Raw genomic sequence first — 14,988 nt, 5'->3', positions numbered from 1 at the left:
GGCGCATCAGCCCCTCAGAAGTGCTGAGGGTCAGATATTACTCTGCGTAAACTTTTCGTAATACAGTTGAACGCCATCAAGTGCCTGATCCGCCAGCCATTGCTGGATGGATTCGACCATGGGAGGCGGGCCGCACACATACATATCCGCCGGTCCATCGCGCAATGGTGCCAGGTCGAAATGCTCGGTGAGGTAACCGCGTTTGCCCGGCCATCCCTCTGAGGGGGCGCTGAGCACTTCGGTGTAGCGAAAGCCCGCAATCTTTGTGGCGTAGCCCTGGATGCGCGCCGTTTCGCATAGATCCTCGGCACCGCGCACGCCGTAGTAGAGGTGCACCGGCCGATCGCAACCGTTGGCGGCCAACTCATCGAGCATGCCCAGCAAGGCCGACAGCCCGGTTCCACCGGCCACTAATACCAGCGGCCTGCCGACGTGGCGCAGGTAAAAGGCGCCGAGTGGCGCTTCCATCACCAGCTCATCGCCCACCTGGCAGCGCTCGCGGATGTAGTTGCTCATCACCCCGTCGGGGAGCAGGCGGATCAGGAACTGCAACTGATGGCCCGGTCGGTTGGCGAACGAATACGCGCGCCAACTCTGCGTACCGGGCACTGACAGGCGGGCGTATTGGCCGGGCAGAAAATCCAGCGCCTGCTCCAATTGCACCTGCAGGATCGCCGTGCCGGCCGACACCAACTGCACCGCACTCACCATGCCGCGCACTTGAACCGGGCCCGGCGCATTGCACAGGCTCGAATCAAAGTCGAAGTAAAACGTCGCGTCGGACTTTACCCGCGTCTGGCAACTGAGCATCTTGCGCTGTTGCAGGTCGAGGCTGGACAGCGCTTCTTCGTCCACATAATCCTGGCTGTAGTCGCCGGACTCGCAACGCCCCTGGCAGGTGCCACACACGCCTTCGCGGCAATCCAGCGGGATTTTTATGCCATTGCGCAGCGCCGCATCCAGCAGGATTTCATTCGCGCCCACCGGGAAAAACAGGGTCTTGCCGTCGGCAAAACTGAAGGCCACTTTATGATTCATTTGGTGTGCTCCACATTCGCAGGCAGAACCTTGTAGTGAGCGGGCTTGCCCCGCGCCGGGCTGCGCCGGGCTGCGCAGCCCGGCGCGGGGCAAGCCCGCTCACTACAAGTCACAGTCGGCTGTCAAAGGTGATAGAAATCCAGCACCGAGTTGATGGTGTCGTTGAGCAGCAGCGCGTGTTTGCGGGTAATCAACCAGCTGTCGCCATCGGGCTTGAGGGTGTAAGTGGCCTGCCCGTAGAACTGCTCCGAAGTCGCCAGGCGATAGAACAGCGTGTGCCAGTTCAGCTTCACTTCCAGCCTGCCGTCCGCCTGTTCGGCAATCCTCAGGTTATTGATCAGGTGCAAGGTGCGCGGCATTGGCGTGGCGGATGCCGCCTTGCCGGTGCGCAGGCGGAAGACGCGGTCTTCCAGGCCCGAGCGGTTGGCGTAATAGATCAACGACATTTCGCGCTTTGGATCCTGGGTGTAGACGTGTTCCGAGTCCCATTGCGGCAGGTGAAATTCACTCTGCGGGTCGAACAGCTGCACATAGGCGTCCCAGTCCTGGGCGTCGCACAGTTCGGATTTTCGGTAGAAAAACTGCTCGACCCGGTACTGCAACTCGGCATTCATCATTCCACCTCCCGCAGTGTCAGCGCTTGTCGATCCAGGCCATCGAGCAGGAACTGCTGCCAGTTGCGGTGCTGGTTCACGTACAGGCCTTCATGGGTGAATTCGGTGCCGGTCATGGCCGGCTGAATGCCGATGGCTTCGCTGTTAGGCGTCGGCCCGGTTTCCCAGCGATGGCTGCCGCGTGAAATATCGCTCCAGCGCTCCAGACGGCCCTGGAAACCGCGCTGGGCTTCGCGAAATTCCACCAAGTCGTCCGGCGTGCCCATGCCCGAGACGTTGAAGAAATCTTCAAACTGGCGAATGCGGTTCTCGCGGTCAGCGTCGGACTCGTGCTTCACCCCCAGGCACTGGCTGATGATCTCGGTCTTGTTCCACGCCACCGGGCGGATGATGCGCAACTGCGAGCTGATCTGGTCGAGAAAAAACAGGCTTGGGTAGATGTTCAGGTTGCGCAGGCGATGCATCATCCACTCGGCCTTTCGCTGGCCGTGCTCCTCCACCAGGCGCGGCATGATGGTGGTGTAGCCGGAGCGCACGCTGGGGTTGGGCATGTCGCTGAACAGCAGGCTGTGGCCGTTGTTGAAGGCGAACCAGCCGTCGTCGGTGTTGGCGTCGCCGGCACCGAGCTTGCTGTAGTCCAGCGTAGTTCCCGGGCCTGCGCCGTTTTCGGTATTGACCTGCTGGCGATGCTGCACCGTGGCCACGTAGTTGTAGTGCACGGTACTGACGTGATAACCGTCCAGGCCGTTTTCGTTCTGCAGTTTCCAGTTGCCGTCGTAGGTGTAGGCCGACTTGCCCGGCAGCACTTCAAGCTCGCCGGTGGCGGACTGCGCAACCATCATGTCGAAGAACACTTTGGCATCACCGAGGAAGTCCTCCAGGCTGTCGGTACCGTTCACGTCCAGGCTGATAAACACAAAGCCCTTGTAGCTGTCGATGCGCGCCTTTTTCAGGCCGCGCGTGGCTTTGTCGAAACCTTCCGGGTATTCCGCCGGCGCCTTGACCTTCACCAGCCGGCCATCGCTCTTGTAGCACCAGGCATGGAACGGGCAGGTGAAAGTTGATTGGTTGCCCTTGCCAACCCGCGTCAGCGTGGTGCCGCGATGCTGGCAAGCGTTGATCAGCGCGTTGAGTTGGCCTTCGCCATCGCGGGTGATGATCATCGGCTGGCGTCCGGCGCGCATGGTCACGAAGTCGTGATTATTGGCCAGTTCGCTTTCGTGGCAGGCGTAGATCCAGTTCTTTTCGAAGATCAGTTCCATCTCCAGGTCGAACAGTTCCGGCTCGGTGAACATGTCGCGAGCGATGCGGAATACATCATCGGCCGGGCGAAAATCCAGGCAGCTTTCGATAAAGGTTTTCCACTGCTCGACGCTTCTTGCACCACTCATGGGAGGCACCTTTTTGATGGGGGCTAAACGGTGGTTTATTAGAGGCAGCAGGGCAGGGCGCGGGCTATCCGCTTAATGGAGGAAGGCAGGCCGGAAAATTGGGCAGCAAATACCCAACCCGGTGCGCGGCGGTGACGGGATGCGCTACTGTCTTGCAGGGCAATGGTCGCAAAAGCCGGCTTCTTATCCACTTAATCGACCGTTGCTATCCAGCCAGTGGCAAATTCGCTGGCGTGGCGCATTACTTGCTGTCGAACAATAACGACGCGCCGTCAGAGCGCGCAAAAGCCTAACCGCCGTGGGTGCACCTGATGAGCAGCCAAACGATTCAACGCTTCGACCTGGAGGGCGCGCGTAGCTGGATGTCCGGCATCTGCGGGCCCCATCGCCTGGCCACCGCCACACCCGAACGCCTGCGATTTCACCACAGCGCCAACATGTTCAAGTCCCGTGCGACCACCTTGGGTGTGATCGAATACGGCACTGACGTGACCATCGACATCGAAGACGCCGAACACTTCAGCAGTTACAGCCTGAGTCTGCCCCTGGTGGGCGAGCAGGAGTTGAGCAAGAACGGAGAACGGCTCAGTTCCAACCGCGACCAGGGCGTCATCATCTCGCCCAACGAGCATCAGGTGCTGGCAATTTCCGGCGACTGCCGCAAATTGCAGGTGGTGATCACTCGGGCGGCAATGAGTGAGTCGCTGGAAGGTTTGCTGCAACGGCCGATCGAGGCGCCGTTGCGCTTTGAGTCGGTGATGGACGCAGTGGACGGCGCTTCGGCGTCGTGGTGGCGCATGGCGCGTTACTTCATTGCCGAGCTGGAACACGGCAGTCAGTTGTATGAGCAGGCCGCGTTCACCCGCGACCTGGAAAGCTCATTGATCAAGGGGCTGATCCTGGCGCAGCCGAGCAATTATTCCGAAGAACTGCGCGATGTACTGGGCGTGAAACTGCCCCACTACCTGATCCGTGCGCGCCAGTATATCCACGATAACGCCCGTGAAGCCGTGCACCTGGAAGACCTGGAGGCTGCCGCGGGGGTGTCGCGGTTCAAGCTGTTCGATGCCTTTCGCAAATATTTTGCGCTGTCGCCGATGGCTTATTTGAAAAAGTACCGGCTGGGCGCCGTGCGCCAGGAAATGCTTGAGCATGGCGCCACCCGTACCGTCTCCGAGATCGCCCTGGGCTGGGGCTTTACCCACTTGGGGCGGTTTTCGGCGGAGTATAAAAAGCTGTTTGATGAGTCGCCCAGTCAGACCCTGCAGCGCAAGCGCCTGCGCACTACTTAAGAACCATGAAGAGCAAATGTGGAGCTGGGAGATATCAGATCAACTCTTCCACCAACTGCAGGCAATGACTCAGCCCCGGCGACTGATCATTCACCCGTCGGCTGAGAATGATCGGCGAGGTCGCCGTAGCCTCCACGACCGGCGTATAGCCGATATCCGCCCGGTGCAGCACCTGCACCGAAGCCGGCACCAACGTCACGCCCATCCCCGCACCCACCAGGCCGATAGCGGTCTGCAATTCATTGGTCCACTGCGCCACCTTGAGGCTCAAGCCATGGGCATCGAACAGCGCGATCACGTGATCGGCATAGCTGGGGCGCGGGTTGCCTGGGTAGAGCACAAAAGGTTCGGCGGCCAATTGGGCGAGGGTAGCGGGCGCTGCCAGCAAGGGATGACCGGCGGGCAGCACGGCCACCAACCGATCCTCCACCAGCACGCGCTGGACGATGGCCGGGTCGTCGATCCGAATCCGCCCGAAACCCACATCGATGCGCCCGGCCTTGAGCGCCTCGACCTGTTGCAACGTCGTCATCTCCGACAGGCCCAGCTCCAGCGCCAGCGCCTCATGGGTGCGCAATCGTCGAATCAGTTCCGGCAGCACGCCGTACAAGGTCGATGGGGCGAAACCGATACCCAGCCAGGTTTTTTCACCTTGGCCGATGCGCCGTGTGTTGTCGCACACCTTGCTCAGTTGTTCGAGCAGCACATTGACGTGCTCATAAAAAAACCGCCCGGCCTCGGTCAGCCGCAGTGGCCGGCCGCGCTCAAGCAGAATCACCCCCAGCTCATCCTCCAACTGCTGGATCTGCCGGCTCAACGGCGGCTGGGCGATGTGCAAGCGTTCTGCGGCGCGGGTGAAATTGAGGGTTTCACCCAGCACCTTGAAATAGCGCAGGTGGCGCAGTTCCATGACGGCTCCTTTCATACCTTGAGGGTATTGCTCGAAACCCATTCTATATTGGAAGCCTTTGAAAATACGGCACAGAATCGGCTCAAACCTGAAAAGAACCCAGCGGATATCGCCATGCCGATTTGCACCATCGAGTCGATCGACAGCCTCATTGTTGACCTTCCCACCATTCGCCCACACAAGCTGGCGATGCACACGATGCAGAACCAGACGCTGGTGATCATCCGCCTGCGCTGCGCCGACGGCATCGAAGGCATCGGCGAAGCCACCACCATCGGCGGCCTGAGCTACGGCAATGAAAGCCCCGACAGCATCAAGGTCAACATCGACCGCCACTTCGCGCCGCTGCTGATCGGCCAGGATGCCAGCAATATCAACGCAGCCATGTTGCGCCTGGAGCGCAGTATTCGCGGCAACACCTTTGCCAAGTCCGGTATCGAAAGCGCCTTGCTTGATGCGCAGGGCAAACGCCTGGGCCTGCCGGTCAGCGAACTGCTCGGCGGCCGCGTGCGCGACGCGTTGCCGGTGGCCTGGACCCTGGCGAGCGGCAACACCGAAAAGGACATTGCCGAAGCCGAAAAGATGCTCGACCTGCGCCGCCACCGCATTTTCAAACTGAAGATCGGCGCCGGCGACGTCAGCCACGACCTGGCCCATGTGATCGCGATCAAAAAAGCCCTGGGCGAGCGTGCGAGTGTGCGCGTCGACGTCAACCAGGCGTGGGATGAAGCGGTTGCATTGCGCGCCTGCCAGGTGCTGGGCGACAACGGTATCGACCTGATCGAGCAGCCGATTTCACGCAACAATCGCGGCGGCATGGCGCGACTCAACCGGTCCAGCCCGGCGCCGATCATGGCGGATGAGTCCATCGAGTGTGTCGAGGACGCCTTCAACCTGGCCCGCGAAGGTGCGGCCTCGGTGTTCGCCCTCAAGATCGCCAAGAACGGCGGCCCGCGCGCGGTGTTGCGCACGGCGGCGATCGCCGAGGCGGCGGGGATCGGGCTGTACGGCGGCACCATGCTCGAAGGGGGCATCGGCACCCTGGCTTCGGCGCATGCTTTTCTCACGCTGAACAAACTGGCGTGGGACACCGAACTGTTCGGCCCACTGCTGCTGACCGAAGACATCCTCACCGAGCCGCTGGTGTACCGCGATTTCCATCTGCATGTCTCCACCGCACCGGGCCTGGGCCTGGCCATCGATGAGGAGCGCCTGGCGTTCTTCCGTCGTGACACACACTAAGAGGCGCCTGCCATGTTGTTCCACGTAAAAATGACCGTGAACCTGCCCGTCGACATGAACCCCGAGCGTGCAGCCAGCCTCAAGGCCGATGAGAAAGCCCTGGCGCAGCGTCTGCAACAAGAGGGCAAATGGCGCCATCTGTGGCGCATCGCCGGGCACTACGCCAACTACAGCGTATTTGACGTCGACAGCGTGCAAGGCCTGCACGACCTGCTGATGCAACTGCCACTGTTCCCCTACATGACCCTCGAAGTGAATGGCTTGTGCCGGCACCCTTCGTCGATCCACGAGGACGACCGTTAAGCCGGTCACACGCCCAATAATGACAAGATGAGGAATGCACCATGTCCATCCGACTGTTCCAGACTGCCCAAGCCCAACAGTTTCTCGAACAAGCCAGCGGTAACCTCAATGACGCCGGTAACCCGCGCACCAAGGCGCTGATCTACCGGATCCTGCGCGACACTGTGAACATCATTGAAGACCTGGAGGTGACCCCGGAAGAGTTCTGGAAGGCGGTCAACTACCTCAACGAACTGGGCAAAAACCAAGAGGCGGGTTTGCTCGCCGCCGGGTTGGGCCTGGAGCATTACCTGGACCTGCTGATGGACGCCGCCGACGAGCAAGCCGGCAAGTCTGGCGGCACGCCGCGCACCATCGAAGGCCCGTTGTACGTGGCCGGTGCGCCGCTGTCGAAGTACGAGGCGCGGCTGGATGATGGCAAGGACGACGCGGTGCCGCTGTTCATGCGCGGGCAAGTGCGTGACACCGAGGGCAAGCCGTTGGCGGGGGCGATTGTCGATGTATGGCAGGCCAATACCGGCGGCACGTATTCGTGGTTTGACCCGACGCAATCGGAGTTCAACCTGCGCCGGCGCATCGAGACCGATGCCCAGGGCAACTACCGTTTTCGCAGCATCGTGCCGTCGGGTTACGGCTGTCCTCCAACCGGGCCGACCCAGCAGCTGCTCGATCAACTCGGGCGCCACGGGCAGCGGCCGGCGCATATTCATTTCTTCATTTCGGCAGCGGGGCATCGCCACCTGACCACGCAGATCAACCTCTCGGATGACCCGTACCTGCATGATGATTTTGCCTACGCGACGCGGGATGAATTGATCGCCGAGATTCGCTTCAGTGACGATCAGCAACTGGCGCGGGAATTCGGCGTGCAAGGGCGCTTTGCGCAGATTGATTTTGACTTTGAACTGCAGTTGGCTGATGTACCAGCAGAGCAAAAGCGCATGCAGCGAGTCCGCGCGCTCGAGGACTGAACGCGGTTAAACGTGGGAGCTGGCTTGCCTGCGATAGCGGCGGTGAATCCACCCTAGCTATCGCAGGCAAGCCAGCTCCCACAGAACTTTGTGGCGTTGGTGCTATTTGCGGATGACCAGATCCAAAACCTCATCCCTATCCTTGATCTTCTGCAACACAATCTCCGAGCGTATATCCATCACCCCCGCCGTACGGTTCAGGTGGTTCACGATGAAGTCCGAAAAATGCTTCAAATTCCGCGCCTGCACCCGCAGCACATAGTTGCTCGCACCGGTGATCACATAAGCACTGGCCACTTCCGGCCAGCCCTGCACCTTCTTGATAAACGTCTCATGCCAATCCTCCACATCCTGGCGCAACGACAGGTGGACGATGGCCTCCAGCTCTATTCCCAACTGCTCGGCATTGAGCACCGCACGGTAGCCGCTGATGACACCTTCGCTTTCCAGCAGACGCAGGCGGCGCAGGCAAGCGGAGGGTGACAGCGCGACTTTCTCCGCCAGTTCCTGGTTGCTGATGCGGCCATCCTGTTGCAGGAAATGCAGGAGGCGCAGGTCGGTGGCGTCGAGAATCATGTTGGCATAAATCCGCGTATTTGGAGGTTAAATTCGAATTTCCTACAGCTTAATTAGCCGCTTACGCACCACTTTGCACGAAAATTCTGTAAATGTTCGTTCATTATTTGGTCCATCGTCACTGACAAAAACCAGGACCGCCCCATGATTGAACGAAGCCATTGCCAAGCTCTCGATGCTCAGGACCCGCTGGCGCCCCTGCGGCATCAGTTCGCCTTGCCGCAAGGGGTGATTTACCTCGACGGCAATTCCCTCGGCGCACGCCCCGTGGCATCGTTGGCGCGGGCGCAACAGGTGATCACGCAGGAATGGGGCAATGGCTTGATTCGCAGCTGGAACAGCGCTGGTTGGGCGCACTTGTCCCAGCGCCTCGGCGATCGCCTGGCTCCGCTGATTGGGGCGCATGACGGCGAAGTGGTGATCACCGATACCACTTCGATCAACCTGTTCAAAGTGCTCAGCGCCGCGTTGACCCTGCAGCGCCAGCGTGCGCCTGCCCGTAAGGTGATCGTCAGCGAGGCGAGCAACTTTCCCACCGACCTGTATATCGCCGAAGGCCTGGCCGAGTTGCTGCAACAGGGCTATTCCCTGCGCCTGGTGAACAGCCCGGCCGAGTTGCCCCAGGCTATCGACCAGGACGTTGCGGTGGTGATGCTGACCCACGTCAACTACAAGACCGGCTACCTGTACGACATGCAGGCGCTGACGGCCCTGAGTCATGAGTGCGGCGCCTTGAGTATCTGGGATTTGGCGCACTCGGCGGGCGCGGTGCCCATCGATCTGCATCAGGCCGGCGTCGATTATGCAATTGGCTGCACCTACAAATACCTCAACGGCGGCCCGGGTTCCCAAGCGTTTGTGTGGGTCAACCCGGCGCTGGTGGATGAGGTGCGCCAGCCGCTGTCAGGCTGGTTCGGGCACACCCGCCAGTTCGCCATGGAATCGAGTTACGCACCGAGCGCCGGCATTGCGCGCTACCTGTGCGGCACCCAGCCGATCACCTCGCTGGCCATGGCGGAGTGCGGCCTGGAGATTTTCGAGCAGACCGATATGGCGAGTGTGCGCAGTAAGTCTCTGGCGTTGACCGACCTGTTTATCGCGCGGGTGGAAACGCGCTGCGCCGCCCATGGCCTGGCGTTGATCACCCCGCGTGAGCACGCCAGGCGCGGCAGCCATGTGAGTTTCGAGCATCCCGAAGGTTATGCGGTGATCCAGGCCCTGATAGCCCGTGGGGTGATTGGTGATTATCGCGAGCCGCGCATCATGCGCTTTGGTTTTACGCCGTTGTACACAAGCTTTACCGAAATATGGGACGCGGTGGAAATCCTTGGCGACATCCTCGACAAACGCGCCTGGGACCAGCCGCAATTCAAAGTGCGCAATAGCGTCACTTAAGCGCCACGCACATCAAATGTGGGCGCAGGCAAGCCAGCGCCCACAAGGGCAGTGTCAACCGTCACCATCACAATAATAAAGGGGCACTCCACGTGACCACGCCAGACAACGGTTTTGCAGAGATCACCCACCGCGAACTGGGCCTGCGGCGCCAGCTCCCATCGTGCCATGGAACCAGGCCGGGCAGACCCAGAGCCCGTTTGTCACGGTGATGCAGACCCTAGGCATTCCCGGCGCCACCGGGGTGATGAATTTCGTGATCCTGATCGCGGCGCTGTCGGCGATGAACAGCCAGCTCTATATCACCACGCGCATGATGTTCAGCCTGTCCCGCGCAGGGTTTGCACCCAAGTCCATGGGCGCGTTGAGCAAGAGCGGCATTCCACTGAACGCGTTGTTGCTGTCCAGCTCGGGGATCGCCCTGGCGACCGTGCTCAATGTGGTTTATCCGCAGAGCTCGTTTACCCTGATGATGGCGATCTCGATGTTTGGCGCGATCTTCACCTGGTTCATGATCTTCCTGACGCACCTGTTCTTCCGCTGCTACCGCCGCCGTCATGGCGGCGTGACGTTGTCGTTCCAGCTGCGCCTGTTTCCCTACAGCACCCTGTTGGGCCTGGTACTGATGGGTGCGGTGATGATCACCACCTACTTTACCGATGCGTTCAAAATGACCTTGGTGTTCGGCGTGCCGTTCCTGCTGATTCTGTCGGCGGTGTATTACGGGTTTTTCCGCAAGGGCCGGGCCAGGGCGTCGAGCAAGGCTCTGGCGTAGGCAGGCAATTGTTCGAACGAGCGCGCAGCGAGTAGCAGGGTGCGGCAGGCCCAGTCCTCATTGAGCGGCTGGGTCTTGAAGCGGCGCTCTGCCGGCCAGCGTTCCAGTGCGGCCTGGGGCACGATGCCCAGGCCTGCGCCGCCGGCAACCATGCGAATCAACCCATCAAAACCGTCGGCACGTATGCGTGTCTGCAGACGGAACCCGGCGTGCAATGCTTGTTCTTCCAGATACACCGCCAGCGCACTGTGGGTAGCCAGACCCACGTAGTCGTGTTGCAGGCTGTCGATAAAACTCGCGGGTTGCGCGGTGAGAGGATGGTTCAGCGGCATGATCAGCACCAGCGGGTCATCGCGAAAGGGCAGGGTCTGTAAGCCATGGGTGTCGACCGCATCGGAGATAATCCCGAGGTCGGCCGTGCCCTGGCGTAACGCTTGGGTGATGCGCAGGCTCGGCAACTCTTGCAGGTCGATATCGAGGTTGGGGTGCTCGCGCAGGAACTGCGCGAGCAATTCCGGCAGGTATTCGCTCAAGGCCGTGGTGTTGCACAGCAGGCGCACCTGGCCTTTGATGCCTTTGGCGTATTCGGCCAGGTCTTGTTGCAGATGCTCGGCCTGTTGCAGCAACAGCCGCGCGTGACGGGCCAGGGCCTTGCCGGCGGCGGTTGGCGTGACGCCGCGGCGGCCGCGTTCGAGGCATTCGATGCCCAGCGCGGCTTCCATGGCGCGGATGCGCGCGCTGGCGGCGGCCAGGGAGAGGTGACTGCGGGCCGCGCCGGCGGTGATGTTGCCGGTGTCGAGGGTGTGTAGATAGAGGCGCAGGTCGATCAGGTCAAAGTGCATGGTTGAGCTTCTCGGGTGGCGGGACTGGCCTCATCGCAGGCAAGCCAGCTCCCACATTTTGACGTGTGAATACATCCAAGTGTGGGAGCTGGCTTGCCTGCGATGATCATTCAGCCTCATGCAAAACAAGAGTCTGCCTCAGTATATGGCGAATTTCACGCCTCACTCGCAAGCCTCACAATGAGCCGATGAATACCTTCCTCGGCTTTTACCAAACCATTGGCCCCGCCCTGACCCTGCTGGTGATCGGCACCTTCCTGCTGGCCGGTACCGTCAAGGGTGTGATCGGCCTGGGCCTGCCGACGATCGCCATGGGGTTGCTCGGCCTGGCTATGCTGCCGGCACAGGCAGCGGCATTGCTGATCATCCCGTCGACGGTTACCAACCTCTGGCAACTGGCGTTCGGCGGCCATCTGCGTGGACTGGTCAGACGCCTGTGGCCCATGCTCCTGCTGATTTTTCTCGGCACCGGGCTGGGCACGTTGTGGCTGGGCATGGACGGCGGTGGCTGGGCGGTCCATGCGCTGGGCGGGGCACTGCTGGCCTATGCACTCAGCGGATTGTTCCTGCCCTCGTTCAGAGTGGCGCCCGAAGCCGAACGCTGGCTGGGCCCCGTGTGTGGCGTGATCACGGGCATCATTACCTCGGCGACCGGTGTGTTCGTGATCCCGGCCGTGCCCTATCTGCAAGCGTTGGGGCTGAACCGCGATCAGTTGGTGCAGGCGCTGGGGCTGTCGTTCAGTGTGTCCACCCTGGCGCTCGCTGCCGGGTTGGCCTGGCTCGGCAGCCTGGGCGCGGGTGAAATCAACGCGTCGCTGCTGGCGCTGGTGCCGGCTCTGCTGGGGATGTGGCTTGGCCAAGTGGTGCGCCAGCGCATCAGTGCGGCGTTATTCAAGCGGGTATTCTTCATCGGCATGGCGCTGCTGGGCGGTCATCTGCTGATCAACGGTTAACAATAGCCGAGCATTCGTGCATTCCGGTCAAAGGTATTTTGCCGTGCCGTCGCTTATTCCGACGGGGCAATGTCGATAGTCTGCGTCCAGACATTTTCACTTCTGGATACCCCCCATGAAAAAAGTACTCCTGCTCAACGGCGGCAAACAGTTCGCCCACTCCGACGGTCGCTACAACAGCACCTTGCATGACGCCGCCTTGGCTGTGCTGGACCGTGGCGGCATCGACGTCAAAATCACCCACATCGACGAAGGCTATGACGTCGCCGAAGAGGTCGCCAAATTCCTCTGGGCCGACGTGATCATCTACCAGATGCCCGGCTGGTGGATGGGCGCGCCGTGGATCGTGAAGAAGTACATCGACGAAGTCTTCACCGAAGGCCACGGCAGCCTGTACGCCAGCGATGGCCGCACACGTTCCGATGCCTCGCAGAAGTACGGCAGCGGCGGCCTGGTGCAGGGCAAGCAATACCTGCTGTCGCTGACCTGGAATGCGCCCCAGCAAGCCTTCGACGACCCGAGCGACTTCTTTGAAGCCAAGGGCGTGGACGCGGTGTACTTCCCGTTCCACAAGGCCCACGAGTTCCTCGGCATGACCGCGTTGCCAACCTTCCTCTGCGTTGACGTGATGAAGCGCCCGGCGATCGAAGCTGACGTGGCACGCTACGAGCAGCATCTGGCGCAGGTGTTCAATCTCTCGGTGTAAGCTGCGCTGAACCGATAACGAGGAGCGCCCGTGAAAGCCCGATCCGATGAGCTACAGATCTTTGTCAGCGTGATCGAGTGCGGTTCGATCTCCGCAGCGGCGGAACAGGTCGGGCAGACGCCGTCCGCGGTCAGTCGCACCTTGTCGCGCCTGGAAGCCAAGCTCGACACCACGCTGATCAACCGCACCACGCGGCGCATGGACCTGACCGAAGAGGGCAAGTACTTCTTCGAGCAGGCCAAGGCGATCCTGGCGCAAATGGATGAGCTGGAAGAACGCCTGTCGTCCCGCCAGAAAAAACCCGCCGGGCGCCTGCGCATCAACGCCGCGGTACCGTTCATGTTGCATGGCATCGTGCCGTACATCGCCGAGTTTCGCCGCCTCTACCCCGACATTCAACTGGAGCTGAACAGCGATGACGTGATCATCGACCTGCTCGAGCAAAGCACCGATATCGCCATTCGCATCGGTGCCCTGGCCGACTCCACCCTGCATGCGCGCTCCCTTGGCTGTACGCCGCTGCATATCCTCGCCAGCCCCGATTACCTTGAGCAACACGGCACGCCGACCACGGTCGCCGAGTTGGCGGACCACACCCTGCTCGGGTTTACCCAGACCGAAACCCTCAACCATTGGCCGCTGCGTCATGTGGAAGGCGACCGCTGGCTGATCCAGCCCGGCATCGCCGCGTCCAGCGGTGAAACCGTGCGCCAACTGGCGCTGGAAGGGCAGGGCATCTGCTGCCTGTCGAACTTCATGACCGCTGCCGACATCGACGCCGGGCGCTTGGTGCCGGTGCTGGAAACCTTCAACAGTGGCTACCGACAGCCAATCCACGCGGTGTTCTACCGTAACTCGCAATTGGCGTTGCGTATCCAGTGTTTCCTGGATTTTATCCAGGCCAAGCTGGCGCGCTATGCCTGCTGATTCGTGATTCGGGCGCAAGAGTGAATTGGGCGCCAGGGGGTTATTCAGCGGGAGTGCACCCTCGATACTGGACGCATCACTTACCCAGTCAGGAGAACACGCCATGAACGTATTCGTAACCGGCGCCGCAGGTTTTATCGGCGGTTCCATCGCCACCGGCCTGATCAAGGCTGGCCACACCGTCACCGGCCTGGTGCGCAGCGCCGAGCAAGCTGCCGAGATGACCGCCCTGGGCATCACGCCCGTGATCGGCAGCCTCGATGACGCCGCCGTGCTCACCGAACAGGCGCACAAGGCCGATGCGGTGATCAATGCCGCGAGCAGCGACCATCGCGCTGGCGCCGAAACCCTGCTGGCGGCACTGAAAGGCTCGAACAAGCCGTTCCTGCACACCAGCGGTTCGAGCATCGTCGGCGATGCATCGGGTGGCAAGGCCAGCGATGTCATCTACTACGAAGGCAACCTGCCGGAACCGACGGTCGACAAGGCTGCTCGTGTCGCCATCGACAACCTGATCCTGGCCGCCGCCCGGGACGGCGTGAATTCGGCCGTGATCTGCAACACCTTGATCTACGGTCACAGCCTGGGCGTGAAGCGCGACAGCGTGCAATTGCCGCGCTTGCTCAAGCAGGCGCGCAAGAGCGGGGTGGTCCGCCATGTGGGCAGCGGCCAGAACATCTGGTCCAACGTGCACATTGAAGACGTGGTGGCGCTGTACCTGCTGGCGCTGACCAAAAATGTACCGGGTACGTTTTACTTCGTGGAAAGCAGCGAGGCAGCGTTTGTCGACATGACCACCGCCATCGCCGAAGCGCTGAAACTGGGTCAACCGCAGGATTGGCCATTAGCGGATGCCGAGGCCGAGTGGGGCTATGAAATGGCCAACTATGGCCTGGGCTCCAACAGCCGGGTGCGGGGCAGGCATGCCCGTGAATGGCTGGGCTGGGTGCCGAAGCGGACGTCGGTTGTGGAATGGATTCGTAACGAGATGGTGTGATGTTCGCTTGAGACCGAGGTGTTGCCATCGCAGCCATAGGTATCTACACATTTGTA

Annotated in this window: 15 protein-coding genes and 1 pseudogene; 10 read left to right on the top strand and 6 right to left on the bottom strand. The window is 61.1% G+C overall.

Annotation, left to right across the window (positions count from 1 at the left end; translation table 11 throughout):
• Window positions 1-30 precede the first annotated feature (30 nt).
• From antC to antA, 3 genes are all read right to left on the bottom strand, one after another.
• A complete protein-coding gene (gene antC / locus KVG91_RS08460; protein WP_169377773.1) occupies window positions 31-1,038 on the bottom strand; it encodes an anthranilate 1,2-dioxygenase electron transfer component AntC in 1,008 nt (335 codons plus the stop codon).
• Window positions 1,039-1,160: 122 nt separating this feature from the next.
• On the bottom strand, window positions 1,161-1,652 hold the full coding sequence (antB, locus tag KVG91_RS08455; protein ID WP_169374522.1) for an anthranilate 1,2-dioxygenase small subunit: 492 nt from the start codon (window positions 1,650-1,652) through the stop codon (window positions 1,161-1,163).
• Window positions 1,652-3,043: an anthranilate 1,2-dioxygenase large subunit gene (gene antA, locus KVG91_RS08450; protein WP_169374523.1), complete on the bottom strand. Its 1,392-nt coding sequence runs from the start codon at window positions 3,041-3,043 to the stop codon at window positions 1,652-1,654. The genes antB and antA overlap by 1 nt, the downstream gene beginning before the upstream one ends.
• A 311-nt stretch (window positions 3,044-3,354) precedes the next feature.
• On the opposite strand from antA, the gene KVG91_RS08445 reads away from it, so the two are divergent.
• Window positions 3,355-4,335: an AraC family transcriptional regulator gene (locus KVG91_RS08445; protein WP_169374524.1), complete on the top strand. Its 981-nt coding sequence runs from the start codon at window positions 3,355-3,357 to the stop codon at window positions 4,333-4,335.
• 34 nt (window positions 4,336-4,369) lie between these two features.
• Here the strand turns inward: KVG91_RS08445 and KVG91_RS08440 are convergent, their stop codons facing one another.
• Window positions 4,370-5,245: a LysR family transcriptional regulator gene (locus tag KVG91_RS08440; protein ID WP_169374525.1), complete on the bottom strand. Its 876-nt coding sequence runs from the start codon at window positions 5,243-5,245 to the stop codon at window positions 4,370-4,372.
• 114 nt (window positions 5,246-5,359) lie between these two features.
• Between KVG91_RS08440 and KVG91_RS08435 the strand changes: the two genes are divergently transcribed.
• From KVG91_RS08435 to catA, 3 genes are read left to right on the top strand one after another with little or no spacing between them, the layout of a single operon-like run.
• Window positions 5,360-6,487 carry a muconate cycloisomerase family protein gene (locus KVG91_RS08435; protein WP_169374526.1) on the top strand — a complete coding sequence of 376 codons (1,128 nt, stop codon included), beginning with the start codon at window positions 5,360-5,362 and terminating at the stop codon, window positions 6,485-6,487.
• Window positions 6,488-6,499: 12 nt separating this feature from the next.
• The gene (gene catC / locus KVG91_RS08430) at window positions 6,500-6,790 is read left to right on the top strand and encodes a muconolactone Delta-isomerase (RefSeq protein ID WP_169374527.1); all 291 of its coding nucleotides are present in this window, start codon (window positions 6,500-6,502) and stop codon (window positions 6,788-6,790) included.
• Between the two features lie 41 nt (window positions 6,791-6,831).
• Entirely contained in the window at window positions 6,832-7,761 is a 930-nt protein-coding gene (gene catA / locus KVG91_RS08425; protein ID WP_169374528.1) for a catechol 1,2-dioxygenase, read from the top strand.
• Window positions 7,762-7,863: 102 nt separating this feature from the next.
• Here catA and KVG91_RS08420 read toward each other — a convergent pair whose 3' ends face one another.
• A complete protein-coding gene (locus KVG91_RS08420) occupies window positions 7,864-8,337 on the bottom strand; it encodes an Lrp/AsnC family transcriptional regulator (protein WP_058420006.1) in 474 nt (157 codons plus the stop codon).
• 144 nt (window positions 8,338-8,481) lie between these two features.
• On the opposite strand from KVG91_RS08420, the gene kynU reads away from it, so the two are divergent.
• A complete protein-coding gene (kynU, locus tag KVG91_RS08415) occupies window positions 8,482-9,732 on the top strand; it encodes a kynureninase (protein WP_169374529.1) in 1,251 nt (416 codons plus the stop codon).
• Between the two features lie 160 nt (window positions 9,733-9,892).
• Window positions 9,893-10,507: pseudogene (locus KVG91_RS08410) on the top strand (amino acid permease); the annotation flags it as partial.
• On the opposite strand, the gene KVG91_RS08405 reads toward KVG91_RS08410, so the two are convergent.
• Window positions 10,453-11,349, bottom strand: coding sequence for a LysR family transcriptional regulator (locus KVG91_RS08405; RefSeq protein WP_169374530.1), 897 nt, complete (start codon window positions 11,347-11,349; stop codon window positions 10,453-10,455). The pseudogene KVG91_RS08410 and the gene KVG91_RS08405 sit on opposite strands and share 55 nt — an antisense overlap.
• 188 nt (window positions 11,350-11,537) lie before the next feature.
• Here KVG91_RS08405 and KVG91_RS08400 point away from each other — a divergent pair, with 188 nt between their 5' ends.
• The 4 genes from KVG91_RS08400 (at window position 11,538) to KVG91_RS08385 (ending at window position 14,932) form a co-directional block, all read left to right on the top strand.
• Entirely contained in the window at window positions 11,538-12,302 is a 765-nt protein-coding gene (locus KVG91_RS08400; protein ID WP_169374531.1) for a sulfite exporter TauE/SafE family protein, read from the top strand.
• A 115-nt stretch (window positions 12,303-12,417) separates the two neighbouring features.
• Window positions 12,418-13,008, top strand: a complete 591-nt coding sequence (locus KVG91_RS08395) for an NAD(P)H-dependent oxidoreductase (protein ID WP_169374532.1) — start codon at window positions 12,418-12,420, stop codon at window positions 13,006-13,008.
• A gap of 30 nt (window positions 13,009-13,038) precedes the next feature.
• A complete protein-coding gene (locus KVG91_RS08390; RefSeq protein ID WP_169374533.1) occupies window positions 13,039-13,935 on the top strand; it encodes a LysR substrate-binding domain-containing protein in 897 nt (298 codons plus the stop codon).
• Window positions 13,936-14,038: 103 nt separating this feature from the next.
• Window positions 14,039-14,932 carry an NAD-dependent epimerase/dehydratase family protein gene (locus KVG91_RS08385; protein WP_169374534.1) on the top strand — a complete coding sequence of 298 codons (894 nt, stop codon included), beginning with the start codon at window positions 14,039-14,041 and terminating at the stop codon, window positions 14,930-14,932.
• Window positions 14,933-14,988: the final 56 nt, after the last annotated feature.

Source organism: Pseudomonas azadiae (assembly GCF_019145355.1).
Taxonomy (GTDB): domain Bacteria; phylum Pseudomonadota; class Gammaproteobacteria; order Pseudomonadales; family Pseudomonadaceae; genus Aquipseudomonas; species Aquipseudomonas azadiae.
Note: the sequence above shows the minus strand (reverse complement) of the source record. Positions and strands in the feature narration are given on the sequence as shown.

What these genes read in the sequence shown, in the direction of transcription:
- antC (WP_169377773.1), bottom strand. Translation starts at nt 1,038, where the DNA reads ATGAATCATAAAGTGGCCTTCAGTTTTGCCGACGGCAAGACCCTGTTT.
- antB (WP_169374522.1), bottom strand. Translation starts at nt 1,652, where the DNA reads ATGAATGCCGAGTTGCAGTACCGGGTCGAGCAGTTTTTCTACCGAAAA.
- antA (WP_169374523.1), bottom strand. Translation starts at nt 3,043, where the DNA reads ATGAGTGGTGCAAGAAGCGTCGAGCAGTGGAAAACCTTTATCGAAAGC.
- KVG91_RS08445 (WP_169374524.1), top strand. Translation starts at nt 3,355, where the DNA reads ATGAGCAGCCAAACGATTCAACGCTTCGACCTGGAGGGCGCGCGTAGC.
- KVG91_RS08440 (WP_169374525.1), bottom strand. Translation starts at nt 5,245, where the DNA reads ATGGAACTGCGCCACCTGCGCTATTTCAAGGTGCTGGGTGAAACCCTC.
- KVG91_RS08435 (WP_169374526.1), top strand. Translation starts at nt 5,360, where the DNA reads ATGCCGATTTGCACCATCGAGTCGATCGACAGCCTCATTGTTGACCTT.
- catC (WP_169374527.1), top strand. Translation starts at nt 6,500, where the DNA reads ATGTTGTTCCACGTAAAAATGACCGTGAACCTGCCCGTCGACATGAAC.
- catA (WP_169374528.1), top strand. Translation starts at nt 6,832, where the DNA reads ATGTCCATCCGACTGTTCCAGACTGCCCAAGCCCAACAGTTTCTCGAA.
- KVG91_RS08420 (WP_058420006.1), bottom strand. Translation starts at nt 8,337, where the DNA reads ATGATTCTCGACGCCACCGACCTGCGCCTCCTGCATTTCCTGCAACAG.
- kynU (WP_169374529.1), top strand. Translation starts at nt 8,482, where the DNA reads ATGATTGAACGAAGCCATTGCCAAGCTCTCGATGCTCAGGACCCGCTG.
- KVG91_RS08405 (WP_169374530.1), bottom strand. Translation starts at nt 11,349, where the DNA reads ATGCACTTTGACCTGATCGACCTGCGCCTCTATCTACACACCCTCGAC.
- KVG91_RS08400 (WP_169374531.1), top strand. Translation starts at nt 11,538, where the DNA reads ATGAATACCTTCCTCGGCTTTTACCAAACCATTGGCCCCGCCCTGACC.
- KVG91_RS08395 (WP_169374532.1), top strand. Translation starts at nt 12,418, where the DNA reads ATGAAAAAAGTACTCCTGCTCAACGGCGGCAAACAGTTCGCCCACTCC.
- KVG91_RS08385 (WP_169374534.1), top strand. Translation starts at nt 14,039, where the DNA reads ATGAACGTATTCGTAACCGGCGCCGCAGGTTTTATCGGCGGTTCCATC.